At 66.2% G+C, this 26,161-nt stretch carries 30 protein-coding genes; 25 read left to right on the top strand and 5 right to left on the bottom strand.

Going from position 1 to position 26,161, the window contains the following annotated elements:
• Positions 1-13: 13 nt before the first annotated feature.
• Genes G6N33_RS07965 through G6N33_RS07955 form a run of 3 tightly spaced genes read left to right on the top strand, consistent with a single transcriptional unit; the run spans position 14 to position 3,029 of the window.
• Positions 14-841, top strand: coding sequence for a mycofactocin-coupled SDR family oxidoreductase (locus G6N33_RS07965; RefSeq protein WP_044509809.1), 828 nt, complete (start codon positions 14-16; stop codon positions 839-841).
• A 25-nt stretch (positions 842-866) separates the two neighbouring features.
• The gene (locus tag G6N33_RS07960; protein WP_044509810.1) at positions 867-2,039 is read left to right on the top strand and encodes an NAD(P)/FAD-dependent oxidoreductase; all 1,173 of its coding nucleotides are present in this window, start codon (positions 867-869) and stop codon (positions 2,037-2,039) included.
• Between the two features lie 6 nt (positions 2,040-2,045).
• Positions 2,046-3,029: a D-2-hydroxyacid dehydrogenase family protein gene (locus tag G6N33_RS07955; protein ID WP_044509811.1), complete on the top strand. Its 984-nt coding sequence runs from the start codon at positions 2,046-2,048 to the stop codon at positions 3,027-3,029.
• A gap of 17 nt (positions 3,030-3,046) precedes the next feature.
• Here the strand turns inward: G6N33_RS07955 and G6N33_RS07950 are convergent, their stop codons facing one another.
• Positions 3,047-4,096 carry a DUF2332 domain-containing protein gene (locus G6N33_RS07950; RefSeq protein WP_231382547.1) on the bottom strand — a complete coding sequence of 350 codons (1,050 nt, stop codon included), beginning with the start codon at positions 4,094-4,096 and terminating at the stop codon, positions 3,047-3,049.
• Positions 4,093-4,692, bottom strand: coding sequence for a mycofactocin system transcriptional regulator (gene mftR / locus G6N33_RS07945; RefSeq protein ID WP_044509812.1), 600 nt, complete (start codon positions 4,690-4,692; stop codon positions 4,093-4,095). Before mftR ends, G6N33_RS07950 begins: the two co-directional genes overlap by 4 nt.
• Before the next feature lie 95 nt (positions 4,693-4,787).
• Between mftR and mftA the strand changes: the two genes are divergently transcribed.
• The 7 genes from mftA (at position 4,788) to mftG (ending at position 11,382) form a co-directional block, all read left to right on the top strand.
• A complete protein-coding gene (mftA, locus tag G6N33_RS07940; RefSeq protein ID WP_044509813.1) occupies positions 4,788-4,877 on the top strand; it encodes a mycofactocin precursor MftA in 90 nt (29 codons plus the stop codon).
• Positions 4,862-5,191, top strand: a complete 330-nt coding sequence (gene mftB / locus G6N33_RS07935; RefSeq protein WP_196806409.1) for a mycofactocin biosynthesis chaperone MftB — start codon at positions 4,862-4,864, stop codon at positions 5,189-5,191. The genes mftA and mftB overlap by 16 nt, the downstream gene beginning before the upstream one ends.
• Complete coding sequence (gene mftC, locus G6N33_RS07930; RefSeq protein ID WP_044509815.1) at positions 5,188-6,381, top strand: mycofactocin radical SAM maturase; 1,194 nt, start codon at positions 5,188-5,190, stop codon at positions 6,379-6,381. Before mftB ends, mftC begins: the two co-directional genes overlap by 4 nt.
• A 2-nt stretch (positions 6,382-6,383) precedes the next feature.
• Entirely contained in the window at positions 6,384-7,574 is a 1,191-nt protein-coding gene (mftD, locus tag G6N33_RS07925) for a pre-mycofactocin synthase MftD (protein ID WP_044509816.1), read from the top strand.
• A 216-nt stretch (positions 7,575-7,790) separates the two neighbouring features.
• Entirely contained in the window at positions 7,791-8,534 is a 744-nt protein-coding gene (gene mftE / locus G6N33_RS07920; protein ID WP_044509817.1) for a mycofactocin biosynthesis peptidyl-dipeptidase MftE, read from the top strand.
• On the top strand, positions 8,531-9,943 hold the full coding sequence (gene mftF, locus G6N33_RS07915; protein ID WP_044509818.1) for a mycofactocin biosynthesis glycosyltransferase MftF: 1,413 nt from the start codon (positions 8,531-8,533) through the stop codon (positions 9,941-9,943). Before mftE ends, mftF begins: the two co-directional genes overlap by 4 nt.
• A gap of 8 nt (positions 9,944-9,951) precedes the next feature.
• A complete protein-coding gene (gene mftG, locus G6N33_RS07910; RefSeq protein ID WP_179962671.1) occupies positions 9,952-11,382 on the top strand; it encodes a mycofactocin dehydrogenase MftG in 1,431 nt (476 codons plus the stop codon).
• Between the two features lie 14 nt (positions 11,383-11,396).
• Here the strand turns inward: mftG and G6N33_RS07905 are convergent, their stop codons facing one another.
• Positions 11,397-12,881 (bottom strand): MFS transporter, encoded by a 1,485-nt coding sequence (locus G6N33_RS07905; RefSeq protein ID WP_231382548.1) that lies wholly within the window; start codon positions 12,879-12,881, stop codon positions 11,397-11,399.
• A 296-nt stretch (positions 12,882-13,177) separates the two neighbouring features.
• On the opposite strand from G6N33_RS07905, the gene G6N33_RS07900 reads away from it, so the two are divergent.
• A complete protein-coding gene (locus tag G6N33_RS07900; RefSeq protein ID WP_231382549.1) occupies positions 13,178-13,738 on the top strand; it encodes a TetR family transcriptional regulator in 561 nt (186 codons plus the stop codon).
• A gap of 102 nt (positions 13,739-13,840) precedes the next feature.
• Here G6N33_RS07900 and G6N33_RS07895 read toward each other — a convergent pair whose 3' ends face one another.
• Complete coding sequence (locus tag G6N33_RS07895; RefSeq protein ID WP_044509821.1) at positions 13,841-14,668, bottom strand: LLM class F420-dependent oxidoreductase; 828 nt, start codon at positions 14,666-14,668, stop codon at positions 13,841-13,843.
• A gap of 30 nt (positions 14,669-14,698) precedes the next feature.
• Complete coding sequence (locus tag G6N33_RS07890) at positions 14,699-15,934, bottom strand: cytochrome P450 (protein ID WP_044512842.1); 1,236 nt, start codon at positions 15,932-15,934, stop codon at positions 14,699-14,701.
• Positions 15,935-16,422: 488 nt separating this feature from the next.
• On the opposite strand from G6N33_RS07890, the gene rpsJ reads away from it, so the two are divergent.
• From rpsJ to G6N33_RS07820, 14 genes are all read left to right on the top strand, one after another.
• Positions 16,423-16,728 carry a 30S ribosomal protein S10 gene (rpsJ, locus tag G6N33_RS07885; protein ID WP_003873519.1) on the top strand — a complete coding sequence of 102 codons (306 nt, stop codon included), beginning with the start codon at positions 16,423-16,425 and terminating at the stop codon, positions 16,726-16,728.
• Positions 16,729-16,742: 14 nt separating this feature from the next.
• On the top strand, positions 16,743-17,396 hold the full coding sequence (gene rplC, locus G6N33_RS07880) for a 50S ribosomal protein L3 (RefSeq protein ID WP_044509822.1): 654 nt from the start codon (positions 16,743-16,745) through the stop codon (positions 17,394-17,396).
• Positions 17,396-18,064: a 50S ribosomal protein L4 gene (gene rplD, locus G6N33_RS07875; protein WP_044509823.1), complete on the top strand. Its 669-nt coding sequence runs from the start codon at positions 17,396-17,398 to the stop codon at positions 18,062-18,064. The genes rplC and rplD overlap by 1 nt, the downstream gene beginning before the upstream one ends.
• Positions 18,064-18,369, top strand: coding sequence for a 50S ribosomal protein L23 (gene rplW, locus G6N33_RS07870; RefSeq protein ID WP_044509824.1), 306 nt, complete (start codon positions 18,064-18,066; stop codon positions 18,367-18,369). Before rplD ends, rplW begins: the two co-directional genes overlap by 1 nt.
• Positions 18,370-18,402: 33 nt before the next feature.
• Positions 18,403-19,245 (top strand): 50S ribosomal protein L2, encoded by an 843-nt coding sequence (gene rplB, locus G6N33_RS07865; RefSeq protein WP_044509825.1) that lies wholly within the window; start codon positions 18,403-18,405, stop codon positions 19,243-19,245.
• A gap of 18 nt (positions 19,246-19,263) precedes the next feature.
• The gene (gene rpsS, locus G6N33_RS07860; protein ID WP_007167837.1) at positions 19,264-19,545 is read left to right on the top strand and encodes a 30S ribosomal protein S19; all 282 of its coding nucleotides are present in this window, start codon (positions 19,264-19,266) and stop codon (positions 19,543-19,545) included.
• A complete protein-coding gene (gene rplV, locus G6N33_RS07855; RefSeq protein WP_101528772.1) occupies positions 19,542-20,105 on the top strand; it encodes a 50S ribosomal protein L22 in 564 nt (187 codons plus the stop codon). Before rpsS ends, rplV begins: the two co-directional genes overlap by 4 nt.
• Positions 20,105-20,959 carry a 30S ribosomal protein S3 gene (gene rpsC, locus G6N33_RS07850; protein ID WP_044509827.1) on the top strand — a complete coding sequence of 285 codons (855 nt, stop codon included), beginning with the start codon at positions 20,105-20,107 and terminating at the stop codon, positions 20,957-20,959. Before rplV ends, rpsC begins: the two co-directional genes overlap by 1 nt.
• A 3-nt stretch (positions 20,960-20,962) precedes the next feature.
• Positions 20,963-21,379, top strand: a complete 417-nt coding sequence (gene rplP / locus G6N33_RS07845) for a 50S ribosomal protein L16 (RefSeq protein WP_044509828.1) — start codon at positions 20,963-20,965, stop codon at positions 21,377-21,379.
• Positions 21,379-21,624: a 50S ribosomal protein L29 gene (rpmC, locus tag G6N33_RS07840; protein WP_044509829.1), complete on the top strand. Its 246-nt coding sequence runs from the start codon at positions 21,379-21,381 to the stop codon at positions 21,622-21,624. Before rplP ends, rpmC begins: the two co-directional genes overlap by 1 nt.
• The gene (gene rpsQ, locus G6N33_RS07835; protein WP_044509830.1) at positions 21,624-21,962 is read left to right on the top strand and encodes a 30S ribosomal protein S17; all 339 of its coding nucleotides are present in this window, start codon (positions 21,624-21,626) and stop codon (positions 21,960-21,962) included. The genes rpmC and rpsQ overlap by 1 nt, the downstream gene beginning before the upstream one ends.
• Positions 21,963-22,079: 117 nt before the next feature.
• A complete protein-coding gene (locus tag G6N33_RS07830) occupies positions 22,080-24,440 on the top strand; it encodes an arylsulfatase (RefSeq protein ID WP_044509831.1) in 2,361 nt (786 codons plus the stop codon).
• Positions 24,433-25,140: a hypothetical protein gene (locus G6N33_RS27400; protein ID WP_231382550.1), complete on the top strand. Its 708-nt coding sequence runs from the start codon at positions 24,433-24,435 to the stop codon at positions 25,138-25,140. Before G6N33_RS07830 ends, G6N33_RS27400 begins: the two co-directional genes overlap by 8 nt.
• A 77-nt stretch (positions 25,141-25,217) precedes the next feature.
• Positions 25,218-26,147: a DUF4436 domain-containing protein gene (locus G6N33_RS07820; RefSeq protein WP_044509832.1), complete on the top strand. Its 930-nt coding sequence runs from the start codon at positions 25,218-25,220 to the stop codon at positions 26,145-26,147.
• Positions 26,148-26,161: the final 14 nt, after the last annotated feature.

Genomic DNA, 26,161 nt, shown 5'->3' with positions numbered 1-26,161 from the left:
GAAAGGGGCGTGTGTGTCGGGACGCGACGGATCACTACAGGGGCGGGTGGCTTTCATCACCGGCGCCGCCCGAGCGCAAGGTCGCGCGCACGCGGTACGCCTGGCCGCCGCCGGTGCCGACATCATCGCGCTCGACATCTGTGCTCCGGCGTCGAGCACCGTGACGTACACGCCGGCTACACCCGAGGATCTCAACGAGACCGTGCGCCTGGTAGAGGCTGCGGGCCGCAAGGTGCTGGCCCGGGAAGTCGACATCCGTGACGACGCCGCACTACGTCAGTTGGTGGCCGATGGTGTCGAGCAGTTCGGGCGCCTCGACATCCTGGTGGCCAACGCCGGCGTGTTGAGCTGGGGTCGCGTCTGGGAGCTGACCGATGAGCAATGGGACACCGTCATCGGCATCAACCTGACCGGAACTTGGCGCACCCTGCGCGCGGTGGTGCCCGCGATGATCGAGGCGGGCAACGGCGGGTCCATCGTCGTGGTGAGCTCGTCGGCCGGAATAAAGGCCACGCCCGGCAACGGTCACTACTCCGCCAGCAAGCACGGTCTGACCGCTCTGACCAACACCCTGGCGCTCGAGCTCGGCGAATACGACATCCGGGTCAACTCCATCCACCCGTACTCGATCGACACGCCGATGATCGAGCCCGAGGCCATGATGGAGGTCTTTGCCAAGCACCCCAGCTTCGTGCACAGCTTCCCGCCAATGCCTTTGCAGCCCAACGGCTTCATGTCGCCCGACGAGGTTGCCGACGTCGTCGTGTGGCTGGCGGGTGACGGTGCCGGTACGGTCACCGGAGCGCAGATCCCGGTTGATAAGGGCGCCCTAAAGTACTGATCGTGCAGCGTGCTAAGAACTCCACGTGAGCAATAACGGAATCGTGATCGTCGGGGGCGGGCTGGCCGCCGCCCGCACAGCCGAGCAATTGCGTCGATCCGAATACGCCGGACCCGTCACCATCGTCAGCGACGAGGTGCATCTGCCCTACGACCGTCCGCCGTTGTCCAAAGAAGTGCTGCGCAACGAGGTCGACGACGTCGCGCTCAAGCCGCGCGAATTCTACGACGAGAAGAACATCACGCTGCGCCTAGGCGTGGCAGCCACCGCCCTGGACACCACCGCGCAGACGCTCACCCTTTCCGACGGGACCGTGCTGGGCTACGACGAGCTGGTGATCGCGACGGGCCTGATCCCGCGACGCATTCCGGCGTTCCCCGACCTCGAGGGAATCCGCGTGCTGCGCTCGTTCGACGAGAGCCTGGCGCTGCGCGAGCACGCCGGCAAGGCGCAGCACGCCGTCGTGGTCGGCGCGGGCTTCATCGGTTGCGAGGTCGCCGCCAGCCTGCGCGGCCGCGGTGTCGACGTCGTGCTGGTGGAGCCGCAACCGACGCCGCTGGCGTCGGTACTCGGCGAGCAAATCGGCGAACTGGTGACGCGGCTGCATCGCGCCGAGGGTGTGGACGTGCGCACCGGTGTCAGCGTGGCCGAGGTGCGCGGTGTGGACCGGGTCGAGACCGTGGTGCTCACCGACGGCACCGAAATAGCGACCGACCTGGTGGTCGTCGGCATTGGGTCGCGGCCGGCCACGGATTGGCTGGACGGTAGCGGCATCGAGGTGGACGACGGGGTCGTCTGTGACGAGGCCGGCCGCACCAGCGCGCCGAACGTGTGGGCGCTGGGCGACGTGGCTTCCTGGCGCGACGCGACGGGACATCAAGCGCGCGTGGAGCATTGGAGTAACGTCGCCGATCAGGCTCGGGTTGTGGTGCCCGCTATGCTGGGCCAGGACGTGCCCGAGGTGACGGTGGTGCCGTACTTCTGGAGTGACCAGTACGACGTGAAGATCCAGTGCCTGGGCGAGCCGGAAGCAACCGACGTCGTCCATCTGGTCGAGGACGACGGTCGGAAGTTTCTGGCCTACTACGAGCGTGACGGGATGGTGGTCGGCGTGGTTGGTGGCGGGATGCCCGGCAAAGTGATGAAGGCACGCAGCAAGATTGCCGCCGCGGCCCCCATTTCCGAACTGCTGGGCTGACCCGAGATGCCGCGAGTCGCGATACTCGACGACTATGCCGGCGTGGCCCTTGATCTCGCGGACTGGTCCGCGGTGCAGAGCCGGGCCGAGGTCACGGTATTCGACCGGCACCTGTCCGAAGCGGAGGCGGCGGAGGTGTTGCGCCCGTTCGATGTGATCTGTACCGTGCGCGAGCGAATGGCGTTGCCGCGCACGCTGATCGAGCGGCTGCCCAACCTGAAGCTGATCACCATCGTCGGCCGAAGCCTACCGAACCTCGACATGGCCGCCGCGACGGAACACCACGTCCTGGTTGCTCATTCGGACTTCAGCCATCCCCGGTTCGGCCGGGTCCGCGATGCCACGCCGGAATTCGCATGGGGTTTGATGATCGCGACGGTACGCAACCTGGCCGACGAGCATGCGCGGATGCGGCAGGGCGGTTGGCAGAGCAGCGTCGGCGTGACGCTTTCCGGCAAGACGCTCGGGCTGCTCGGTCTGGGCAGGATCGGCAAGCGAATGGCCGAGTACGCGCAGGTGTTCGGTATGGAAGTCGTTGCGTGGAGCCAGAATCTCACCGAGGAGACGGCATCGGCCGCCGGTGTGCGCCGGGTCGAAAAGGCGGCTCTATTCGAATCGTCGGATGTGGTCTCCATCCATGTGGTGCTCTCCGACCGGACGCGGGGTTTGGTCGGCGCGCCCGAACTGGCCCTGATGCGCCCGCACGCCTACCTGATCAACACTTCGAGGGGACCGATCGTCGACGAGGCGGCGCTAATCGCCGCGCTGCAAACCGGGCGCATCGCCGGGGCCGGCATCGACGTCTTCGACGTTGAACCGCCCGACCCCGAGCATCCGCTGCGGCGATTGCGGAATGTCACGCTGTCACCGCACCTCGGCTACGTCACGCGTGAAACGCTGGCCGCTTTCTACGGTGAGAGCATCGAGGCCGTGCTGGCCTGGCTGGACGGGACACCGATTCGGATCGCCAACCCGGAGGCGGCCGCCTAGAATTGGGCGAACCCCGACTATCGCCAATGCACCGGGGCGCCGTGGGCGTGGCACTCGCCCAGCACCGCCGAGTCGCCGCCGGGCCAGCGTCGGGCGCGGACCAGGAACCTGAGCGCACCGTCGGTCCCGCGGGCCGGCTCCATCGTCACGTGGGCGAACGGCGCGGCGGTGTGGGCCCGGGCGCCCAACGCGTCCACCCCGACACGCACGCGGCGGCGTTGCTCCTCGGACAGGTATTGCCAGGTGATCGAGTGCCACAGCACCGTCAAGGTGCTGTCGGCCAGAGTCATGCCGGCGACCGCGTCGGCCGCCGTTTGCCGCACCAACTGCGCCGGTACCGCGCGGGCGACGGCGATCGCGCCGCGCAATCGCGCTAGCCGGGCGGCCTGGTCGGGCCAGACGTAGCTGAGCGCGGTCAGTTCCCCGTCGTCACCGGTGACGTCGACCGGTGCGATGTCGTATCCGTGTCGCGCCACGATCCGCACGTCGCCGGGTGGCGGCAGCTGGTCGTGCCACGCGTCGTCGATGACGACCGGTGACGTGGCCGGCCCCCACTGCCCGCCGCCGTAGCGGTAGTGGTAGCGATCGGCCCGCAAGTTGAGTCCGGCGCTGCATCCAATTTCGAAAAGCCGTATGGGTAGCCGGGTTTGGTGATTCACCCGCAGCAGGGCGCCGATCAGCGCTGCCGAGCGGCCGACCTCGTTGGTCTGCGGCGGATGACCCAGGGCGGCGCGCAGGGTATCCGCATGTTCGCTAGCGATGGCCGTGATCTCGGGCCAGGCCCGGTCAGCGTCCCAGCTGCCGCCGGTGCTGGGGTACCAACGGCGCAACGCCGATGCCCGGCCGTCGAGCACCAGGCGATGCAGACCGCCCAGCAGTCGCAACGGCACCGCCGCGCCGGACGAGTCGTCTTCGTGGCCGGACAGGATCGCCGCGAAGATACCGCCGTGCTCGACGTCGGAGGCCACCAGTTCGAACAGGTCGTCGTACATCGCGGAGCCCGAGGCGCCGCAGAATCGTCCCTGCGATCGCAGCGTGTGCAGCAGATGCTCGTTGGTCATGGTCATATTTCCAGGCTCTCCAGTCCCGCGCCGACGACGTCAAAGGCATTGCCGAGCGCCATGGGCAGGGGAACGGATTCGTCGCGCAGCCAATGCTCGTAGGCCGATAACGCCACCCCGAGCATTGTCCAGGCGACGGTCTGCGGAGCCAGGTCGGTGGTCTTCGCCCCCGAGCGCCGCGCGACGAACTCCGCGATCACCGCACGCCAGCCGGCATACATCGTCATCGAGTATGCCTGCAATTCCGCGGTCTGCAGGATGACGCGCATCCGCTTGCGGTGCCGGAGGGTTTCGGAGTCGTCAAAGGTGTTGAAAGACAACAGGGCATCCCGTAGCGCGGTGCCCAGCGGCACCCGCGGACCGACCGTGTCCAGCAGCTGCCGCAGGTGTGCGAGGTGAACGTCGAACTCCCCCCAGAGGATGGCATTCTTGGACGCGTAATAGCGGAACAACGTTCGTCGCGAGATGCCGGCAGCCTGCGCGACATCGTCGACGCTCACCTCGGCGAATCCTCTGGCGGTGAACAGGTCGATGGCGACGTCGGTGATGTGCTGGGGCGAGGTGGAGCGGCGCCGGCCCACTCGCGGATGCGGAAGCGTCAAACCTGCCCTTCCATTTCGGCACTCGATGCCATATTCTGGCGTCGATTGTGACAACATCGATCACCCTTGTCGATACCCCAGGAGAGGCAACGCATATGGACCGCGAGACCGAGACCGAGACCGAACTCGTCACCGAGACTCTGGTTGAAGAGGTGTCCATCGACGGAATGTGCGGGGTCTACTGACCGTGCCCGCGCCCGCGCAGGCTCGGGCGGCGGAAAGCCGGTTCGACCCTGATCGCGGTTGGCGATTGCACCCGCAGGTCGCGGTTCGACCGGAACCGTTTGGCGCGCTGCTGTATCACTTTGGTACTCGCAAGCTCTCTTTTCTGAAGAACCGCACCATCCTTGCCGTGGTGCAATCGCTGCCCGACCACCCCGATGTCCAGTCGGCGCTGCGTGCCGCCGGCATCGACGACCGCGCGCAGGCACCGTACCTACACGCGCTGAGTGTGCTGGTCGATTCCCGCATGCTGGTGCCCCAGGAGGACCATCTATGACAACGGCGGCCCCGGTACCCCGGCTTGTCGAACAGTTCGAGCACGGGCTGGACGCGCCCATCTGCCTGACGTGGGAGCTCACCTACGCGTGCAACCTGGCTTGCGTGCACTGCCTATCCTCTTCGGGCAAGCGCGATCCACGAGAGTTGTCGACCCGCCAGTGTAAGGACATCATCGACGAGCTGGAACGCATGCAGGTGTTCTACGTAAACATTGGCGGTGGGGAACCCACAGTGCGCCAAGACTTTTGGGAGCTCGTCGACTATGCCACCGAGCACCACGTCGGCGTGAAGTTTTCGACGAACGGGGTCCGCATCACCGCGGACGTCGCCACGCGACTGGCGTCCAGCGATTACGTGGACGTGCAGATCTCACTGGACGGCGCGACGGCCGAGGTCAACGACGCCGTCCGGGGGCCCGGCTCGTTCGCCATGGCGGTGCGTGCCTTGGAGAATCTGGCCGCGGCCGGATTCAAAGACGCCAAGATCTCCGTCGTCGTCACCCGGCACAACGTTGACCAGCTCGATGAATTCGCCGCCCTGGCGAGCCGTTACGGTGCCACGCTGCGAATCACTCGGTTGCGCCCCTCGGGTCGCGGCGCGGACGTCTGGGAAGACCTACACCCGACCGCGGTCCAGCAGGTGCAGCTGTACGACTGGCTGGTCGCCAAGGGGGAGCGGGTGCTCACCGGCGACTCCTTCTTCCATCTGGCGCCGCTGGGGTCCTCCGGCGCGCTGGCCGGTCTGAACATGTGTGGAGCCGGCCGGGTGGTGTGCTTGATCGACCCGGTGGGCGACGTCTACGCTTGCCCGTTCGCGATCCATGACCGGTTCCTGGCCGGAAATGTGTTGGCTGACGGCGGATTCGACAATGTGTGGAAGAATGCTCCACTGTTCCGTGAGTTGCGCGAACCGCAATCGGCGGGTGCCTGTGGCAGTTGCGGGCATTACGACAGCTGCCGCGGTGGCTGCATGGCCGCCAAGTTTTTCACCGGCCTGCCGATGGATGGGCCCGATCCCGAATGTGTGCAGGGGCACAGCGCGGCGGCGCTGGCCCGCGACCGGGAAACACCGCGCCCGCGCGCCGACCACTCGCGTGGGCAGCGAGCCCGCCAACCGGTGCCGTTGACCCTGTCGGTGCGGCCGCCGCAACAGCCGCCGGCACGGCTGTGCAACGAAAGCCCGGTGTAGCAGTGGCCGACGAGTGGTTCGAGACGGTTGCGATTGCGCAGCAGCGCGCCAAGCGGCGTCTGCCGAAATCCGTTTATTCGGCCCTGATTGCGGCAAGCGAAAAGGGAATTACGGTCTCCGACAACGTCGAAGCTTTCGGTGAGCTCGGTTTCGCGCCGCACGTCGTGGGTGCTCTGGAAAAGCGCGAATTGGCGACCACTGTTATGGGGCAAGACATTTCCATGCCGGTGCTGATTTCGCCGACCGGTGTGCAGGCGGTGCACCCGGATGGCGAGGTTGCTGTGGCACGCGCCGCCGCGGCACGGGGAACGGCTATGGGACTGTCCTCGTTTGCCAGCAAGCCGATCGAGGAAGTCATCGCCGCAAACCCCAAGCTGTTCTTCCAGGTGTACTGGCTGGGTGGGCGTGACGCGATCGCGCAACGGGTGGAGCGTGCCCGCGCGGCCGGTGCGGTCGGCCTGATCGTCACCACCGATTGGTCGTTCTCGCACGGACGCGACTGGGGTAGTCCGAAGATCCCCGAAGAGATGAACCTGCGGACCATCTTGAGGTTGTCTCCTGAGGCGGTGTTCAAACCGCGGTGGTTTCTGAAGTGGGCGAAGACCATGCGTCCGCCGACGTTGTCGGTGCCCAACCAGGCCCGCCGCGGCGAACCAGGCCCGCCCTTCTTCGCCGCCTACGGGGAGTGGATGGGCACTCCCCCGCCGACGTGGGACGACATCGCGTGGCTGCGCGAGCTGTGGGGCGGTCCGTTTATGCTCAAGGGAGTCATGCGGGTCGATGACGCGAAAAGGGCTGTAGACGCCGGGGTTTCGGCGATCTCGGTGTCGAATCACGGCGGCAACAATCTGGACGGGACGCCGGCGTCGATCCGCGCGCTGGCCCCGGTGGCGGCGGCAGTCGGCGACCAGATCGAGGTGTTGCTGGATGGCGGGGTTCGGCGCGGCAGCGATGTGGTGAAAGCGGTGGCCCTGGGGGCGCGGGCGGTGATGATCGGCCGTGCCTATCTGTGGGGGCTGGCGGCGAATGGTCAGGCCGGTGTCGAGAACGTGCTCGACGTGCTGCGCGGCGGTATCGACTCGGCGCTCATGGGGCTGGGGCATGCCTCGGTTCACGACCTTGGTCCACACGACATTCTGGTGCCGGACGGCTTCACCCGGGCGCTCGGTGTGCCTGCGGGCGGGCAGGCATAGTCCGAGGGGGCTGACCGGCCAAATGTGGGTAAATCGGGCCGCTTAGCCATCTATCGAGCCGGACCGGCGCGAATTCGCGATTGCCAGCGAAAATCGACGTGTGCGACAATTTTGGTACGCGCGTGGCAACCGTGACGAACGAGGAGACTTTCGGCGCTTCGGTGAACGGGCCAGAAAAAAAATAACTTTGAAGGCACAACAATTGGTGCACGCCAGGTGAATTCGTCCTACCATCACCGAGTGCCCGTACTCGGCGAATTAGGAGCTGCGACGTCGAGCGACCTATTGGGTATCTCGGCGTCGATTTTGATCCCGCTGGGTTCCACCGAGCAACATGGCCCGCACCTGCCGTTGGATACCGATACCCGGATCGCGACAGCGGTCGCCCGGGCAATCGGAGCGGCGTGCGTGGCCGAGCTGAGGCAGGCGTGGTCGGTGGCGCCGGCCATCGCCTACGGCGCCAGCGGCGAGCACCAGAGTTTCCCGGGCACGATCTCCCTCGGCACCGACGCCCTGACCGTGTTGCTCGTCGAGTACGGCCGGTCGGCCTCCTGTTGGGCGCGGCGACTCGTCTTCGTCAACGGTCACGGCGGTAACACCGACGCGTTGCGGTCGGCGGTCGCCACCCTGCGCGCCGAAGGCCGTGACGCCGCCTGGTGCCCCTGCGCCACGGTCGGCGGCGACGCCCACGCCGGTCACACCGAAACCTCGGTGCTGCTGCACATCTCGCCGTCCGACGTGCTGACCGACCGGTGGTTGGCCGGGAACCCCGCGCCGCTACCCGAATTGCTGCCCACGATGCGCAGCGGGGGAGTCGCCGCGGTCAGTCCGGTGGGCGTCTTGGGCGACCCGACCACCGCCACCGCGGTCGAGGGCGAGCGCATCTTCACGGAGATGGTGGCCGGCGGTGTGCGTCGAATCGGGCGCTGGTCGCCCGGGCCGGACGGAATGCTGACATGAGCTCGCCCCGATTACCGGACGGGTTCGCCGTCCAGGTGGACCGCCGCGTGCGGGTGCTCGGCGACGGGTCGGCCCTGCTGGGCGGATCGCCGACTCGGCTGCTCAAGCTCGCGCCGGCCGCCCAGGACATGATCTCTGACGGCCGGCTGAAGGTGCGCGACGAAGTCAGCGCTGCGCTCGCCCGCACCCTCCTGGACGCCACCGTCGCACATCCGCGCCCCGCGGGTGGCCCGTCGCACCGTGACGTCACCGTGGTAATCCCGGTGCGCGACAACGTTTCTGGCGTGCGACGCCTGCTGAACTCGCTGCGTGGCCTGCGGGTGATCGTGGTGGATGACGGTTCCCTGACACCCATTCGCCCCGAAGACTTCGCGGGCACGCACTGCGACATCGAGGTGTTGCACCACCCCCGCAGCCGGGGTCCAGCCGCGGCGCGCAACACCGGCCTGGCGGCGTGCACCACCGACTTTGTGGCGTTCCTGGACTCCGACGTGGCGCCGCGGCGCGGCTGGCTCGAAGCCCTTCTCGGTCACTTCTGCGACCCCACCGTGGCGCTGGTGGCGCCGCGCATCGTGGGCCTGGCGCACAGCGAGAATGTGGTGGCGCGATACGAGGCGGTGCACTCCTCGCTGGACCTCGGGCAGCGCGAGGCGCCGGTGTTGCCGCATAGCACCGTCTCCTACGTCCCGAGCGCGGCGATCATCTGTCGCCGTGCGGCGCTGTGCGAGGTCGGTGGGTTCGACGAGACCATGCAGTCCGGCGAGGACGTCGACCTGTGCTGGCGGCTCATCGAAGCCGGTGCCCGGCTGCGCTACGAGCCGATTGCGCTCGTCGCCCACGACCACCGCACCCAACTGCGGGATTGGCTTGCGCGCAAGGCATTCTACGGTGGTTCTGCGGCGCCGCTGTCGGTGCGCCACCCAGACAAGACGGCCCCGGTGGTGATCTCCGGCTGGGCCTTGATGGCCTGGATACTGATGGCCCTGGGCACCAGCCTGTCCCAGCTGACGTCGATCCTGATCGCGTTGCTGACCGGTCGGCGCATCGCCAACGCCATGCGGGGCACCGAGACCTCGTTCACCGACGTGCTGGTGATCGCGGCGCGCGGCTTGTGGTCGGCCGCCCTGCAGCTCGCTTCGGCCATCTGCCGGCACTACTGGCCGGTGGCACTGGTTGCGGCGATCCTGTCGCGTCACTGTCGGCGCGTCGTGGTGGTCGCGGCGGTAATGGACGGCGTGGTGGACTGGCTCCGCCGCCGGGACGCGACCAGTGACGACGCCGAGCCGATCGGACTGCTGACCTATCTGCTGCTCAAACGCGTCGACGACCTGGCCTACGGGTTGGGGCTGTGGTGGGGCGTGGTGCGTGAGCGCAACCTACGCGCGCTCAAACCGCAGATCCGTAGCTAGCCGCCGCCTTGACCGTGCACAGCGATGTGCTGATCGTCGGCGCCGGAAGTGCCGGATCTGTTGTTGCCGAACAGCTTTCCGCCGATCCCCGCTGCGCGGTGACCGTCCTCGAAGCCGGTCCCGCGCTCGACGATCCGGCGCTGCTGGCGCAGACTACCAACGGGCTGCAGCTACCGATCGGTTCTCGCAGCCCGCTGGTGCAGCGCTATCAGACCAGGCTCACCGATCATCCGGTCCGTGCGGCATCGATCGTGCGCGGTGCGACGATCGGCGGATCCGGAGCAGTCAATGGCGGATATTTCTGTCGTGGCTTGCCACAGGACTTCGACGGGGCCGGCATACCAGGCTGGGCGTGGTCCGACGTCGCCGACCATTTCCGGGCGATCGAGACAGACCTGGACTTCACCGGGCCCGCCCACGGCGACGCAGGACCGATACTTGTTCGCCGGACACACGAAATGACTGGCACCACAGAATGTTTCATCGATGCGGCGCGCGGTGCCGGGTTTTCCTGGATCGCCGATCTCAATGATTGTGGACCGCAGTTGATTCCAGGTGTCGGGGCGGTACCACTCAATATCGTCGACGGGGTGCGGATTGGCTCGGGTGCGGCGTTTCTGCTTCGGGCCCGCGGCAGAGCAAACCTGACCGTGCTGGCCCGAACGCGGGCGCTGCGACTGCGGTTCAACCGGACCGCGGCGGTGGGCGTCGACGCGGTGGGTCCGGACGGTCCCATGACATGCATTGCCGATCGAATCATCTTGTGCGCCGGTGCCATTGAATCGGCGCATCTGCTGATGTTGTCGGGTATCGGAGACGAGGCGATGTTGCGGTCACTCGGCGTGCCGGTGGTGATGCCGCTGCCGGTGGGCGTGTCGTGTAGTGACCACCCCGAATGGGTGCTGCCCACCGACTGGACGGTCGTCGCGGGGCGGCCGGTGCTCGAGGTGGTTCTCAATACCGCCGACGATGTCGAGATCAGGCCGTACACCGGTGGTTTTGTCGCAATGACGGGTGACGGCGCCGCGGGTCATCCCGACTGGCCGCACATCGGCGTGGCGCTGATGCGGCCGCGGGCCCGGGGCCGCGTCCGGCTGGTGTCGGCCGATGCGGCGGTGCCCCCGCGCATTGAGCATCGCTACGACAGCGAGCCCGAGGATGTCGAGGCCCTGCGGCGAGGCAGTGAGTTGGCCCGCGAATTGGCGTGCGCGGCAACCTATGTCGGAGATCCGGTGTGGGCCACCTCGCAACACCTATGTGCCAGCGCACCGATGGGTATCGACGGCGACCCGCGCGCCGTCGTGGACCCGCGGTGCCGGGTGTGGGGGATTGACAATCTTTGGGTGATCGATGGGTCGATCCTGCCCACGGTCACCAGTCGCGGACCGCACGCGAGCATCGTGATGCTCGGGCATCGCGCGGCGCAGTTCATCCACTGACCGGACCCCGGCCGCTAGCCCCGGCGCGCCAGCGCACGGCGCACCGGGCGCAGCTGTTTGCCGTCGCGTCCGGGAGCCCACAGCCCAATCAGAACCGAGATGACGCCCACGATCACCGCCATCACGATCGTCGAGGCATGCATGGCGGTCAGGAACGCGGTCTTGCTAACCTCGGCCAGCTTGGCACCCTGTGGCCCGAGTTGGCCGGCCACCTCGACAGCCTTGGCCAGCGAGTCGGTGGCGGGTCCGCGCACCTGCGCGGGGAAGGTCGCCAATTGCGGTGCCAGCTCGTGTGAATACCGGCCGGCCAGGATCGAACCGGCCACGGCGATACCCAGGGCGCCGCCCATCTCCCGCGAGGTGTCGTTCACCGCGGAAGCGACGCCCTGCTTTTCGTCGGGTACCGCACCCATGATGGCCGACGTCGTCGGCGCCGTACAGATTCCGATTCCGGTTGCCAGAATCAAGGTCGGCCAAGCGAATTGAGGGTATGTGGAATGCAGGGTCAGGCCGGACAGGCACGCGAAGCCGACCGCCATCAGCCCCGTCCCGATGAACAGCACCAGCCGCAAACCAAGTTTGGGCACGTACCAGAACGACAGCGCTGAGAAGATGCCCAGCGGCACCATGAACGGGCCGAACGCAATTGCCGTCGTCAAGGGCGAGTAGCCCATGATCTGCTGCACATACTGCATGCCGATGTAAAAGAAGCCGAACGTCGCGCCGAACAGCACGACGATGGCTGCCACCCCGGTGGCGAAGTTGGGGTCGGCGAACAGCCGAACATCGAGAAGTGGTTGTTTGCAGCGGAATTCGACCACCCCGAACAGCGCGGCGATAATCGCCCCCCCGACCAGCCCGCCCCACACCAGGGGATCGTCCCAGCCTCGGTTGGGGGCCTCCAAGATCGCGGCGACCGCAATCGCTACCGCGACGCCGATCAGGACGGCGCCCACCGAATCGATCCGCGGAGCGGTCCGGTCGCGCGACGGCGCGACGCTGCACGCCAGGGCGAAGATCAGCAGCCCGGCAAGTCCGAGTGACCAGAAAATCGCGTGCCAATCCCAAAATCGCAGCAGCACACCGGAACCGATCAATCCCAACACGCCGCCGGAGCCGGCGGTACCGGCCCAGATGCCGACCGCCTTCATGCGTTGGTCTTTCGGATAGGCCACGGTCAACAGCGATAACGTCGCTGGCATGACGAAGGCAGCACCGATTCCGGCCACCGCACGTCCCGCGATGATCTGGGTGGGGCTATGCAAGATTGCCGGTGTCGCGGAGCCGAGCGCGAATACCGCTAGGCCGGTCAGCAGGGCGCCCCGCCGACCGTACCGGTCGCCGACCGCGCCGGCCGGCAGCAGCAGACAGGCCAGCGCCACGGTGTAGCCGTCGACGATCCAATTCAATTGCGACTGCGTTGCCGAGGTGGCCACCGCGAGATCGCCCAGTGCCGTGTTCAGTGCCGTCATCGATGCGACGACCAGGGCGACACCCATGCAAGCGACCGTCAACGTCCAGCCTCGCGCTCGAGGGCTACCGCCGATACCGACCGCATCAGTACGCTGTTCAGGCCGGACCTGGACAGCGGCGACATCGACCATGAGTTCGCCTCCCTTCGGGGGCGTGCAGAGATTTGAGACCAATAGTCTCGTTGATAGACGGATAGTCTTGGCTCTAAACAGGGAGGTGGGTCACAATCACCGGGGAGAGCACCGACCCTCGGCCCGCGCGGTCCCGGGCTCGTTTGCTGGAGGCCGCAGCGGCGCTGTTGCGCTCCGGGGGTCCCAGTGCGGTGACCGTCGAAGCGGTGACTCGCACCGCCAACGTCGCGCGGGCGACCCTGTATCGCCATTTTCCCAGTGGCAACGATTTGCTGGCCGCGGCGTTCAACAGCCTCATCCCGCCGTCGCCGATGCCGCCGCAGGAGGGTTCGCTGCGGGATCGGCTGGTTGCCATGGTGCTGGAGCAGGCCGACGCCGTGGCGCAGGCACCGGCGGTGATGACCGCGATGTCCTGGCTGGCGCTCGGCCGTGACCTGGAAGGTTTACCGGAGCCTGACCACGCGCGTACCGCCGACAGTCCGGCCATCACCACCCTGCGTGAGCGCATCGCCCAGCAATACGCGGCGCCGTTCGACGCGCTGTTCGACAGCCCGGAAGCCGCCGAGCTTGGCGAGGTGGACCGCTCCCGGGCCATCGCCTTGCTGATCGGTCCGCTGGTACTGGGCCGGCTGTCGACGCTGCCGGACTTCGACTACCGCGAATGTGCTCTCGCGGCGGTCGACGGGTTCCTGCACGTGCAGCGGACCCAGCGGCGCGCCACCGCCGCGAGCATCGAATCCGCGGGCGCCTGAGGGCCAGACCCCGCGCGGTGAATCTCGGCGCCTTTGAGCAGGCGGGTGCACCGATGACGCGGATCTGGCGGTTGTCCGGACGGCTGGGCCGCGCCCGGGTAGTCAGGTGGTGATCTGCGCGAGGGCGGCCAGCTTGTCCAGTTCACGTAGTGCATCGGATTCCGGCAGGGTCGGCAGCAGGAACGCGGCCTCCTCGACGCCGGCGGCGGCGTAGTCGGCCAAAGCGTCGGGATCTGCGGGGGCGCCGAACATCGTGATCGGGATGTCGGGCCGGCCGTTGTCGGTCATGAACTGACGTGCCCGCGCGATCTCGTCGGCAGGCAGCGGAGGAGGCAGCCAACCGTCCCCGACGTCGCAAAGGCGTTGCAGCGCGGCGCGACTGGATCCACCGATGTAGATGGGTGGATTTGGCCGTTGGAGCGGTTTCGGCCAGGAGAAACTCGGACCGAAATCGACGAATTCGCCGTGGAACTCCGCTATGTCGTTAGTCCATATCTGTCGTAGCGCGCGGATCTGCTCGTCGGTCTTAGCGCCCCGGGTCGCGGGATCGACACCGCAGTGCCGCATCTCGTGCCGATTCCAGCCCACGCCGACGCCGACCTTGAGTCGCCCACCGGAGAGCAGGTCGAGGCTGGCGACTTCCTTGGCCGTATAGAACACATCGCGCTGCGCCAACAAGAGCACCCCGGTCATCAACACCAGATCTTGTGTCGCCGTGGCGGCGGCGGTCAACACCACGAAGGGATCCAGGGTGCGGTAGTACTCGCGGCCCGGCGTGCCCGCGTCGGGGAACGGTTCTTCATAGGCGACGGGCATGTGGGAGTGCTCCGGAACGATCAGGGAGCCAAACCCTCGCTCTTCGACCGCCATGGCGAGTGCGCCCGGAGAAATGCTCTCGTCGGTGACGAAGGTAGTGATGGCATGTTTCATGCGCGGACTCGTTTCCCTTCGGGGCGGCTGCTAACGCAGCGAGTAACGAATTGGCAGACGTTTCAGCCCGCCGACGAACGTAGTGGCGAGCAGTTCCGGTTCCCCGTTCAGCTCAATGGATTTCAACCGCGGCAACAGTTCGGTGAAGAACCCATTCAGCTCCATCCGGGCCAGCGCCGCACCCAAGCAGAAGTGAACGCCGTGACCGAATGCCAAGTGCTTGTTCGGCTGTCGCCCGATGTCGAAGCGGAACGGATCGTCGAACACTTCCTCGTCGCGGTTGGCCGAGACGTAGGACAGGTACACCGACTCGCCCTTGGCGATCGGCACGCCGCGCACCACGGTGTCGGCCGTCGCGGTGCGCATGAAGTCCTTCACCGGCGTCACCCAGCGGATCATTTCCTCCGCTGCCAGCGGCATCAGTCCCAAATCCTCGGTCAGTCGCTGACGTTGGTCGGGGTTTTCGATCAGCGCCCGCAGGCCCCCGGCGATCGTCGAACTGGTGGTGTCGTGGCCGGCGGTGGCGACGATCGTGTAATACGACGCGGCGTCGATGTCGGACAAAGGTTCGCCGTCGATTGTGGCGTTGGCGATCGCGGAGGCCAGGTCTTGGGTGGGATGTTCGCGCCGCGACGCGGTGAGCGCGGTGAAGTAGGCGAGTAGATCCTGTATCACCTCCAGGTGCGCTGAGGGCGTACTGCCACGCTGGCGATCGGCGTCGTTGACGCCGAACAGCTCCTGCGTGAGCGCGAGCATGCGGGGGAAGTCCGACTCCGGCAGGCCCAGCAGTGACAGGATCACGTACAGCGGAAAGTTCACGGCGACTTCCTGCACGAAGTCGCATTCGGTGCCCGCGGCCGCCATCTTGTCGACGTAGACCTTGGCCAACTCGGTGACGCGGAGTTGCAGCGCCCGCATCGCCTTGGGTGCGAACCAGTCGGCGCCGATCGCGCGGAACGCGCGGTGGTCCGGGCCGTCCATGTGGATCAGGGTGCGCAGACCCGCGCCGGCGTCCAGTTGGGCGTTGTTTAGGGCATCGGTCTCGGCGGCGACGAGGATCGGCCGGGGCTGGTTGGTGAACAGGTCGTGGGCGCGCTCGATCTCGGTGATGTCGGCGTGCTTGGTGATTGCCCAGAACGGGGAGTAGGGCGGGCGATCGACCAGCGACACCGGCGCGTGTGCGCGTAAGTGGGTCAACGCGGCGTGCAACTGCGCTTCATCGGTGTAGGCCATGGGGTCGGCGAGCGCCTGTGCGGCGGCATCGATAATCGGTGTGTTCACAGCCGCCCCCGTCCGATTTGGCTCGGATCCGAACGTATGTACCCCGCGCCGATCCGCGAAGGACCGCCATCCTCACAGCTGTGTGAAATCCCCTATCGAGCCTGGTAGCCGAATATTGGGTGCGATTCGAACTGGAATTTTGAACCAGCCACGATGTAGGGCATACTGTTCGGGTTGCCTTGAGCCGGGTTTACGCCTGGCCGGGCATGCGACCAGCGCCCAAACGGGCGCGTCCGGTCCCATCCTTGGAGCGACTATTTTGGCCTTCAAAACGGCCGCCCCAAGGCTGTGTGCGGGTGACACGCCCGACCGCGGGGGCCGGTGGACCACGACAGGTAAACAGCGGCGCAGTATCCGGCGCGGCGCTCGTTCGGCCCAGACGGGCCGAGTCGAGTCGGCATGCCGGGGGCACTGGTGACACGGAGACCAAGCCCGATTCATCGGGCTTCAACAGGAGTGAGGGTAGGAGAAGCGTGGCGGGACAGAAGATCCGCATCAGGCTTAAGGCCTACGACCATGAGGCCATCGACGCCTCGGCGCGCAAGATCGTCGAGACCGTCGTCCGTACTGGTGCCAGCGTCGTAGGGCCGGTGCCGCTGCCGACCGAAAAGAATGTGTATTGCGTCATCCGCTCGCCGCACAAGTACAAGGACTCGCGGGAGCACTTCGAGATGCGCACCCACAAGCGGCTGATCGACATTCTTGATCCGACGCCGAAGACCGTTGACGCCTTGATGCGCATCGATCTGCCGGCCAGCGTCGACGTCAACATCCAGTAGGAGATCCAGATCTAATGGCGAGAAAAGGCATTCTGGGTACCAAGCTGGGCATGACGCAGGTGTTCGACGAGAACAACCGGGTCGTGCCGGTGACCGTGGTCAAGGCGGGGCCCAATGTAGTGACGCGCATCCGCACCCCGGAGCGCGACGGATACAGCGCCGTGCAGGTGGCCTACGGCGAGATCAGTCCGCGTAAAGTCACCAAGCCCGTCACAGGCCAGTACGCCGCCGCGGGTATCAACCCCCGCCGTTATCTGGCCGAGTTGCGCCTGGACAACCCGGACGCGGCGGCCGAATACGAGGTCGGCCAGGAACTGACGGCCGAGATCTTCGCCGACGGCGCCTATGTCGACGTCACCGGCACCTCCAAGGGCAAGGGTTTCGCCGGCACCATGAAGCGCCACGGTTTCCGTGGCCAGGGCGCCAGCCACGGCGCTCAGGCGGTGCACCGTCGTCCGGGATCCATCGGCGGCTGCGCGACGCCCGCGCGAGTGTTCAAGGGCACCCGGATGGCGGGCCGGATGGGCAACGACCGTGTCACCGTGCAGAACCTGGTGGTGCACAAGGTCGATGCCGAAAACGGCGTGCTGTTGATCAAGGGTGCGGTCCCCGGACGCACCGGTGGACTCGTTGTGGTCCGCACGGCGATCAAACGAGGTGAGAAGTAATGGCTGCCCTGACAATTCAGGTCAAGACTCCGGACGGCAACGTCGACGGTTCCGTCGAGCTGCCCGCCGAGTTGTTCGATGCACCGGCCAATATCGCGTTGATGCACCAGGTGGTCACGGCGCAGCGGGCCGCGGCTCGCCAGGGCACGCACTCGACCAAGACGCGCGGCGAGGTCAGTGGTGGTGGCCGCAAGCCGTACCGCCAGAAGGGCACCGGCCGCGCCCGGCAGGGTTCGACGCGTGCCCCCCAGTTCACCGGCGGTGGCACCGTGCACGGTCCCAAGCCGCGTGACTACAGCCAGCGCACGCCGAAGAAGATGATCGCGGCGGCGCTGCGCGGGGCGCTGTCCGACCGGGCCCGCAACGGCCGCATCCACGCGGTCACCGAGCTGGTGTCTGGTCAGACCCCGTCGACCAAGAGCGCCAAGGCATTTCTGAGCACGCTGACCGACCGCAAGCAGGTGCTGGTCGTCATCGGCCGCACGGACGAGGCCGGCCAGAAGAGCGTGCGCAACCTGCCCGGCGTGCACATCCTTTCGCCCGATCAGCTCAACACCTATGACGTGTTGCGCTCCGACGACGTGGTGTTCAGCGTTGAGGCGCTGCGCGCTTACATCGCCGCGGCGACGGGCACCGCTGACAACACCGATGTGGAGGTTTCGGCCTGATGGCGACCGTCACTGACCCACGCGACATCATCCTGGCTCCGGTCATCTCGGAGAAGTCTTACGGACTGCTCGACGACAACGTGTACACCTTCGTGGTGCACCCCGATTCGAACAAGACGCAGATCAAGATCGCTATCGAAAAGATCTTCTCCGTCAAGGTCGCATCGGTGAACACCGCGAACCGGCAGGGCAAGCGGAAGCGCACCCGGACCGGTTTCGGCACGCGCAAGAGCACCAAGCGCGCGATCGTCACCCTGGCCCCGGGCAGCAAGCCGATTGATCTGTTCGGAGCACCGGCCCCGTAGCCGAGTGCGAGCGAGAGAAAGATCTGATTAGACATGGCAATTCGCAAATACAAGCCGACGACCCCGGGTCGCCGTGGTGCGAGTGTGTCCGACTTCGCCGAGATCACGCGTACGGAGCCGGAGAAGTCCCTGGTGCGCCCGCTGCACGGTCATGGTGGACGTAACGCGCACGGCCGCATCACCACTCGCCACAAGGGCGGTGGCCACAAGCGCGCATACCGGGTCATCGACTTCCGGCGTAACGACAAGGACGGCGTCAACGCCAAGGTCGCGCACATCGAGTACGACCCAAACCGCACCGCCAACATCGCGCTGTTGCATTTCTTCGACGGCGAGAAGCGTTACATCATTGCCCCGCTTGGTCTTTCGCAGGGCGACGTGGTCGAGTCCGGCGCCAACGCCGACATCAAGCCGGGTAACAACCTGCCGCTGCGCAACATCCCGGCCGGTACGTTGGTGCACGCGGTCGAGTTGCGGCCGGGCGGTGGTGCCAAGATGGCGCGTTCGGCCGGCGCGAGCATTCAGCTGCTCGGAAAAGAGGGCAGCTACGCGTCGCTGCGTATGCCCAGCGGTGAGATCCGCCGCGTCGACGTGCGCTGCCGCGCCACCGTCGGCGAGGTGGGCAACGCCGAGCAGGCGAACATCAACTGGGGCAAGGCCGGTCGCATGCGTTGGAAGGGCAAGCGTCCGACCGTCCGCGGTGTTGTGATGAACCCGGTGGACCACCCGCACGGTGGTGGTGAGGGTAAGACCTCCGGTGGTCGTCACCCGGTCAGCCCGTGGGGTAAGCCCGAGGGCCGCACCCGTCAGCCGAACAAGGCCAGCAACAAGCTCATCGTCCGACGCCGGCGCACCGGCAAGAAGCACGGTCGCTAGGAAGTCGAGGAGTAACAGATGCCACGCAGCCTGAAGAAGGGTCCGTTCGTCGACGACCACCTGCTGAAGAAGGTGGACGCCCAGAACGAGAAGAACACCAAGCAGGTCATCAAGACCTGGTCACGTCGTTCGACGATCATCCCCGATTTCATCGGTCACACCTTCGCGGTGCACGACGGCCGCAAGCACGTCCCGGTGTTCGTCACCGAGGCCATGGTCGGCCACAAGCTCGGTGAGTTCGCGCCGACGCGCACCTTCAAGGGGCACATCAAGGACGATCGGAAGGCCAAACGGCGATGACCTCAACTGAATTTCCATCGGCGACGGCCAAGGCACGGTTCGTGCGGGTGTCGCCGACCAAGGCGCGCCGGGTGATCAACCTGGTCCGGGGCAAGTCGGTCACCGACGCCCTCGACATCTTGCGCTGGGCGCCGCAGGCCGCCAGCGAGCCGGTCGCCAAGGTGATCGCCAGCGCCGCGGCCAACGCGCAGAACAACGACGGCCTGGACCCCTCGACGCTGGTGGTAGCCACGGTCTACGCCGACGAGGGACCGACCGCCAAGCGTATCCGTCCGCGCGCCCAGGGCCGCGCGTTCCGGATTCGCCGGCGCACCAGCCACATCACCGTGGTCGTGGAGAGCCGCCCGAGCAAGGACCAGCAGTCGTCGAAGTCGTCACGGACCCGCCGCGCCGAGGGCAGCAAGGCCGCCGCCAAGGCCCCCGCGAAGAAGGCGGCGACCAAGGCCGGATCTGGTTCGCCGGCCAAGAAAGCGGCCAGCAAGGCACCCGCGAAGAAAGCGGAGCCCAAGACCGAAGCCAAGACGTCTGAGACTGCTGAAGCGAAGGGAGGCTCAGACTAGTGGGCCAGAAGATCAATCCGCACGGCTTCCGGCTGGGGATTACCACTGACTGGAAGTCTCGCTGGTACGCCGATAAGCAGTACGCCGACTACGTCAAGGAAGACGTGTCGATCCGTCGGCTGCTGTCCACCGGTCTGGAGCGCGCCGGGATCGCCGACGTCGAAATCGAGCGCACCCGCGACCGGGTCCGCGTCGACATCCATACCGCGCGTCCGGGTATCGTCATCGGCCGCCGCGGCACCGAGGCGGACCGGATTCGCGCCGACCTGGAGAAGCTGACCGGCAAGCAGGTCCAGCTGAACATCCTCGAGGTCAAAAACCCGGAGTCGCAAGCACAATTGGTGGCACAGGGTGTCGCCGAGCAGCTCAGCAACCGGGTGGCGTTTCGCCGCGCGATGCGCAAGGCCATCCAGTCGGCGATGCGCCAGCCCAACGTCAAGGGCATCCGGGTGCAATGCTCGGGCCGCCTCGGCGGTGCTGAGATGAGCCGCTCGGAGTTCTACCGCGAGGGCCGGGTACCGCTGCACACGCTGCGCGCCGACATCGACTACGGCCTCTACGAGGCCAAGACCACCTTCGGCCGGATCGGTGTGAAGGTGTGGATCTACAAGGGTGACATCGTGGGAGGCAAGCGCGAATTGGCCGCTGCCGCACCCGCGGCCGCCGATCGTCCACGCCGCGAACGGCCGTCGGGCACCCGCCCACGCCGCAGCGGTGCGTCGGGAACCACAGCCACCAGCACCGAGGCCGGCCGCGCGGCAGGCGCCGCGGAGGGCACTGCAGGCACCGAAACCACGGCGACCGCCGCGGCCGAGGGTGCTCCGGCCCCCGAACCGCAGAGCACGGAGAGCTGAATCATGTTGATTCCCCGCAGAGTTAAGCACCGTAAGCAACACCATCCCCGCCAGCGCGGTATTGCCAGCGGCGGCACGGCGGTGAACTTCGGCGACTACGGCATCCAGGCCTTGGAGCACGCCTACGTCACCAACCGGCAGATCGAGTCCGCTCGTATCGCGATCAACCGGCACATCAAGCGTGGCGGCAAGGTGTGGATCAACGTCTTCCCTGACCGTCCGCTGACCAAGAAGCCCGCCGAAACCCGGATGGGTTCGGGTAAGGGTTCCCCGGAGTGGTGGGTCGTGAACGTGAAGCCGGGCCGGGTGCTGTTCGAGCTCAGTTACCCCAACGAGCAGACCGCACGGGAGGCTCTCACCCGGGCCATCCACAAGCTCCCGATCAAGGCACGCATCATCACCCGAGAGGATCAGTTCTGATGGCAGTGGGTATTTCGCCTGGCGAACTGCGCGAGCTTACCGAAGAGGAGCTCACCGACCGCCTGCGTGAATCCAAGGAGGAGCTGTTCAACCTGCGTTTCCAGATGGCGACGGGGCAGCTCAACAACAACCGCCGGCTACGCACGGTGCGTCGCGAGATCGCCCGTGTGTACACCGTGCTGCGTGAACGAGAACTGGGCCTGGCATCTGGTCCCGAGGGTCCCGACGGAAACAAGGAATCGTGATGGCAGAAGCTAAAGCCACCTCGAAGGCCGCGCAGGACGGCGCTTCGAAAGAGAAGGGCCCCAAGCGCACTCCGGCCAACCCGAAGACTCGCGGCCGTCGCAAGACGCGCATCGGCTACGTGGTGAGCGACAAGATGCAGAAGACCATCGTGGTCGAACTGGAAGACCGGACGCGCCACTCGCTGTACGGCAAGATCATCCGGACGACCAAGAAGGTCAAGGCGCACGACGAGGACAGCGTCGCCGGGATCGGTGATCGTGTCGCACTGATGGAGACCCGTCCGATGTCGGCCACCAAGCGGTGGCGGCTCGTCGAGGTACTGGAGAAGGCCAAGTAGTCCCCGAGCATCGAACGCCCGAGACCGGAAGGACTCGGGCGTTTTGCTTTGGCGATCCGAGGGTAACGGCAGGGCGAAAAGAGATCGGAATATTCGTCGCGGCGTTACGCTCGGCGCATGTCTGCTGACGGGCGCGAATTTCAAGGCAAGATCGAGCTGGATATCCGCGATTCGGAGCCGGACTGGGGTCCGTATGCGGCGCCGACGGCTCCGCAGGGCGCGCCGAACATTTTGTATCTGGTGTGGGACGACACCGGCATCGCGACTTGGGACTGCTTTGGTGGTCTGGTGCAGATGCCGGCGATGTCGCGGATCGCCGAGCGTGGCGTTCGGCTGTCCCAGTTTCATACCACCGCGCTGTGTTCCCCGACTCGTGCCTCGCTGTTGACCGGCCGCAACGCCACCACGGTGGGGATGGCCACCATCGAGGAGTTCACCGAGGGATTCCCGAACTGCAACGGCCGCATCCCGACCGATACCGCGCTGATCTCAGAAGTCCTCGCCGAACGCGGCTACAACACCTACTGCGTCGGCAAGTGGCACCTCACCCCACTCGAAGAGTGCAGCATGGCCTCGACGAAGCGGAACTGGCCGACCTCGCGCGGCTTCGAACGGTTCTACGGGTTCACCGGTGGTGAGACCGACCAGTGGTACCCCGACCTGATGTATGACAACCACCCGGTAAATCCGCCCGGTACCCCCGAAGAGGGCTACCACCTGTCAAAAGATCTGGCCGACAAGGCAATTGAGTTCATCCGCGATGCGAAGGTGATCGCGCCGGACAAGCCGTGGTTTAGCTATGTCTGCCCGGGTGCCGGGCACGCACCGCATCACGTTTTCAAGGAGTGGGCCGACAAGTACGCCGGCAAGTTCGACATGGGCTATGAGCGCTACCGCGAGATCGTGCTGGAAAAGCAGAAATCGATGGGGATCGTGCCGCCGCAGACCGAACTGTCGCCGGTGAACCCCTATCTGGACGTGCAAGGTCCCAACGGCGAGCCGTGGCCGCTGCAGGATACGGTGCGGCCCTGGGACTCGTTGAGCGACGAAGAGACGAAATTGTTCGCCCGGATGGCTGAGGTGTTCGCCGGGTTCCTGAGTTACACCGATGCCCAGATCGGGCGGATCCTCGACTATTTGGAGGAGTCCGGCCAGCTGGACAACACCATTGTCGTGGTGATCTCCGACAACGGTGCCAGCGGGGAGGGCGGCCCGAACGGCTCGGTGAACGAGGGCAAGTTCTTCAACGGCTACATCGATACCGTCGAGGAAAGCATGAAGCTCTTCGATCAGCTCGGCGGCCCACAGACCTACAACCACTACCCGATCGGCTGGGCGATGGCGTTCAACACGCCCTACAAGCTCTACAAGCGCTACGCCTCGCACGAGGGCGGCATCGCCGACTCCGCCATCATTTCCTGGCCGAACGGGATCGCGGCGCGTGGCGAGGTTCGCGACAACTATGTCAACGTCTGCGATATCACCCCGACCATCTATGACCTGCTGGACATGACGCCGCCGGAGATGGTCAAGGGAATCGCGCAAAAACCGTTGGACGGCGTGAGTTTCAAAGCGGCTCTTGCCGATCCGAACGCCGACACCGGGAAACGGACCCAGTTCTACACGATGCTGGGCACCCGCGGCATCTGGCACGAAGGATGGTTCGCCAACACCGTGCACGCCGCCAGTCCGGCGGGGTGGTCGAACTTCGACGCCGACCGCTGGGAACTGTTCCACATCGAAGCCGACCGCAGCCAATGCCACGACTTGGCCAGCGAGCACCCGGAGAAGCTGGAAGAGCTCAAGGCGCTGTGGTTTTCCGAAGCCGCCAAGTACAACGGGCTGCCACTGGGCGATCTGAATCTCATGGAGACGTTGACCCGGTTCCGGCCGCACCTGGCGGGGGATCGGAGCAGCTACGTCTACTACCCGGACTGCGCGGACGTCGGGATCGGCGCCGCCGCCGAAATTCGTGGTCGCTCATTCGCCGTGCTGGCCGACGTGACCGTGGACACCACCGGGGCCGAAGGGGTGCTGTTCAAGCAGGGCGGCGCACACGGCGGGCACGTGCTGTTCATCCAGGACGGCCGCTTGCACTACGTCTACAACTTCCTCGGCGAGCGCCAGCAACTGGTCTCGTCTTCCGGCACAGTGCCATTGGGCAGACACCTGTTCGGCGTCAGCTACGCGCGGACCGGGACAGTGCCGAACAGCCACACCCCGCTCGGGGACGTCAAGCTGTTTGTCGACGGCGAGGTGGTCGGCGCGCTGGCGGAGGTGATCACGCACCCGGGCACGTTCGGGCTGGCGGGTGCGGGCATCACCGTCGGCCGCAACGGTGGCTCCGGCGTATCCAGCCGTTACAAGGCGCCTTTCACCTTCACCGGCGGCAACATCGCTGCGGTCACCGTCGACTTGTCCGGTCGGCCTTACATTGACGTGGAAGCAGAACTTGCGCTTGCCTTTTCGCGTGACTGAGCGCGCCGGGCGAACCGCGTCGGGTGCCGCGGGTGTGATGTGCGTTCTGGCATGCGTTGCGGTCGGTTGCGGAAAGCCCGTGGATGGCAAGGACATTCGCACCGATACAGCGTCGTCCACGACGGCGACGGCGACCATCTCGGGCGCACCACGCAGATCCGACCCCGCCGAGCCGGTACCAGGCGTCGAAACCACCCTGCCCGACCACATTCCGCCGAACGCGCTGGTGTGCTTCCCACCGACTGGGCCAAGCGGCCGGATGACCCCCGCTTCGGTGCCGGATCCGGTGGCGCCCAAGCTGACCGTGGCCATCCCCGATGGCTGGAACTCGGCCCCCGGCACCGATGCGGTGGCGTTGACCGCCACGGGCCCCAGCGGCTTATCGCTGCGGGTAACCATCACTGCGACCGACCTCGAACCCGGTGGGGCGTTTCTTCGCTATGGTGCCGATCTGCGCTCCGCTGAGCCAGGCGTGCAGGACACCGTCACCGGGGCGCAGTTCTGCGGCTACAGCAGTCAACTGCTCAGCGGCACTATCGGCGGGCCCGCCGGCGTTGCCTTCGCCGACCGGATCGCCCATATCTGGACCAACACCAAGGTCTACCTGGTGGCCGTCCATGTGCAGGGGCCGGCGGGCGCACCGGGCTTCGATGCGGCGAAATCTACGGCGATGCAGCAATTCGCGGTCGTTATCCCGTGAAATCACCGGCACGACTGTTAGCATCTGGCCGTACCTAAGCAGACAGCAAACTCGTCCAACGTGTGTGGTGGTGTCCGATGACCGTACAAGCTCCGCCGCTGCCGCCGTCGCCGCCCGAGGCGCGGGGACGGCAAATCGCGATCGCCTTCGGGATTCTCGTAGCCATCGTGAGCGTCTACGTGTTGTCCCTGATCGCGGTGCACCTGTTGGCCAAGTCGGCGCCGCCGCTGCCTGCGGTGGACTTCAGCAAGGTCGAGGCTGAGGACAGTGTGGTGCAGGTGAGTCTGAGCGAGCTGAAGACCGTGGCCAATCGACTCACGGTGAATGTGCTTGTGTATCCCAAGGATTCGCTGTACGACAAGAATTTTGGCGTGCTGACCACCGACGCGGCGGTGCGGTTGTACCCCGACAACGATCTTGGTGACCTGCAATACCCGGTCGGAAAGGCCCCGGCACAGGTCTCCACCACGATCGAAGCGCGCGGCGACCCCGGCAATTGGCCGTTCGACACGTACAAGACGCAAGTGATCGCGGCCGATGTGTTCACCGGGACCGGCCCCAACCGCGAAAAGGTACCCGCCCGTGTGGAAGTCACCGGGAAGCTGGACGGCTGGGACGCCAGCGTCACCCGCGTTCACGACCCTGACGACCAGGATCCCAATGTGATGGACAACGTGGTCATCACCCTGCACCGGGCTAAGGGGCCGCTGATCTTCGACGTCGGCGTGATCCTCGTGCTCATCGCCTTGCCGATTTTGGCGTTGTGGGTCGCCATTCCCATGGCTTTGGGCAGGACGTCATTCCTGCCGCCGTTCATCACCTGGTACGGCGCAATGCTGTTCGCGATCGTGCCGCTGCGCAACATCTTGCCGGGCAGCCCGCCCTACGGCTCGTGGATCGATCAGGCCGTCGTGCTGTGGGTGCTGATCGGCCTGGTGACCGCGATGACGATATTCATCACCGCGTGGTGGCGGCATCGAGATCGAAAGTCGCCGAAGAAAACCTGAAGGCGGTCAGGCCG

It is taken from the genome of Mycobacterium simiae (assembly GCF_010727605.1).
Taxonomy (GTDB): domain Bacteria; phylum Actinomycetota; class Actinomycetes; order Mycobacteriales; family Mycobacteriaceae; genus Mycobacterium; species Mycobacterium simiae.
Note: the sequence above shows the minus strand (reverse complement) of the source record. Positions and strands in the feature narration are given on the sequence as shown.

Coding starts and splice junctions, on each gene's coding strand:
- G6N33_RS07950 (WP_231382547.1), bottom strand. CDS start 4,096: ATGACCATGACCAACGAGCATCTGCTGCACACGCTGCGATCGCAGGGA.
- rplW (WP_044509824.1), top strand. CDS start 18,064: ATGGCGACCGTCACTGACCCACGCGACATCATCCTGGCTCCGGTCATC.
- rpsS (WP_007167837.1), top strand. CDS start 19,264: ATGCCACGCAGCCTGAAGAAGGGTCCGTTCGTCGACGACCACCTGCTG.
- G6N33_RS07820 (WP_044509832.1), top strand. CDS start 25,218: ATGACCGTACAAGCTCCGCCGCTGCCGCCGTCGCCGCCCGAGGCGCGG.
- rplP (WP_044509828.1), top strand. CDS start 20,963: ATGTTGATTCCCCGCAGAGTTAAGCACCGTAAGCAACACCATCCCCGC.
- rplV (WP_101528772.1), top strand. CDS start 19,542: ATGACCTCAACTGAATTTCCATCGGCGACGGCCAAGGCACGGTTCGTG.
- mftA (WP_044509813.1), top strand. CDS start 4,788: ATGGACCGCGAGACCGAGACCGAGACCGAACTCGTCACCGAGACTCTG.
- rplB (WP_044509825.1), top strand. CDS start 18,403: ATGGCAATTCGCAAATACAAGCCGACGACCCCGGGTCGCCGTGGTGCG.
- rplD (WP_044509823.1), top strand. CDS start 17,396: ATGGCTGCCCTGACAATTCAGGTCAAGACTCCGGACGGCAACGTCGAC.
- rplC (WP_044509822.1), top strand. CDS start 16,743: ATGGCGAGAAAAGGCATTCTGGGTACCAAGCTGGGCATGACGCAGGTG.
- mftF (WP_044509818.1), top strand. CDS start 8,531: ATGAGCTCGCCCCGATTACCGGACGGGTTCGCCGTCCAGGTGGACCGC.
- G6N33_RS07830 (WP_044509831.1), top strand. CDS start 22,080: ATGTCTGCTGACGGGCGCGAATTTCAAGGCAAGATCGAGCTGGATATC.
- rpsQ (WP_044509830.1), top strand. CDS start 21,624: ATGGCAGAAGCTAAAGCCACCTCGAAGGCCGCGCAGGACGGCGCTTCG.
- G6N33_RS07905 (WP_231382548.1), bottom strand. CDS start 12,881: ATGGGTGTCGCCCTGGTCGTCGCATCGATGACGGCACTGAACACGGCA.
- G6N33_RS07895 (WP_044509821.1), bottom strand. CDS start 14,668: ATGAAACATGCCATCACTACCTTCGTCACCGACGAGAGCATTTCTCCG.
- rpmC (WP_044509829.1), top strand. CDS start 21,379: ATGGCAGTGGGTATTTCGCCTGGCGAACTGCGCGAGCTTACCGAAGAG.
- G6N33_RS07955 (WP_044509811.1), top strand. CDS start 2,046: ATGCCGCGAGTCGCGATACTCGACGACTATGCCGGCGTGGCCCTTGAT.
- mftC (WP_044509815.1), top strand. CDS start 5,188: ATGACAACGGCGGCCCCGGTACCCCGGCTTGTCGAACAGTTCGAGCAC.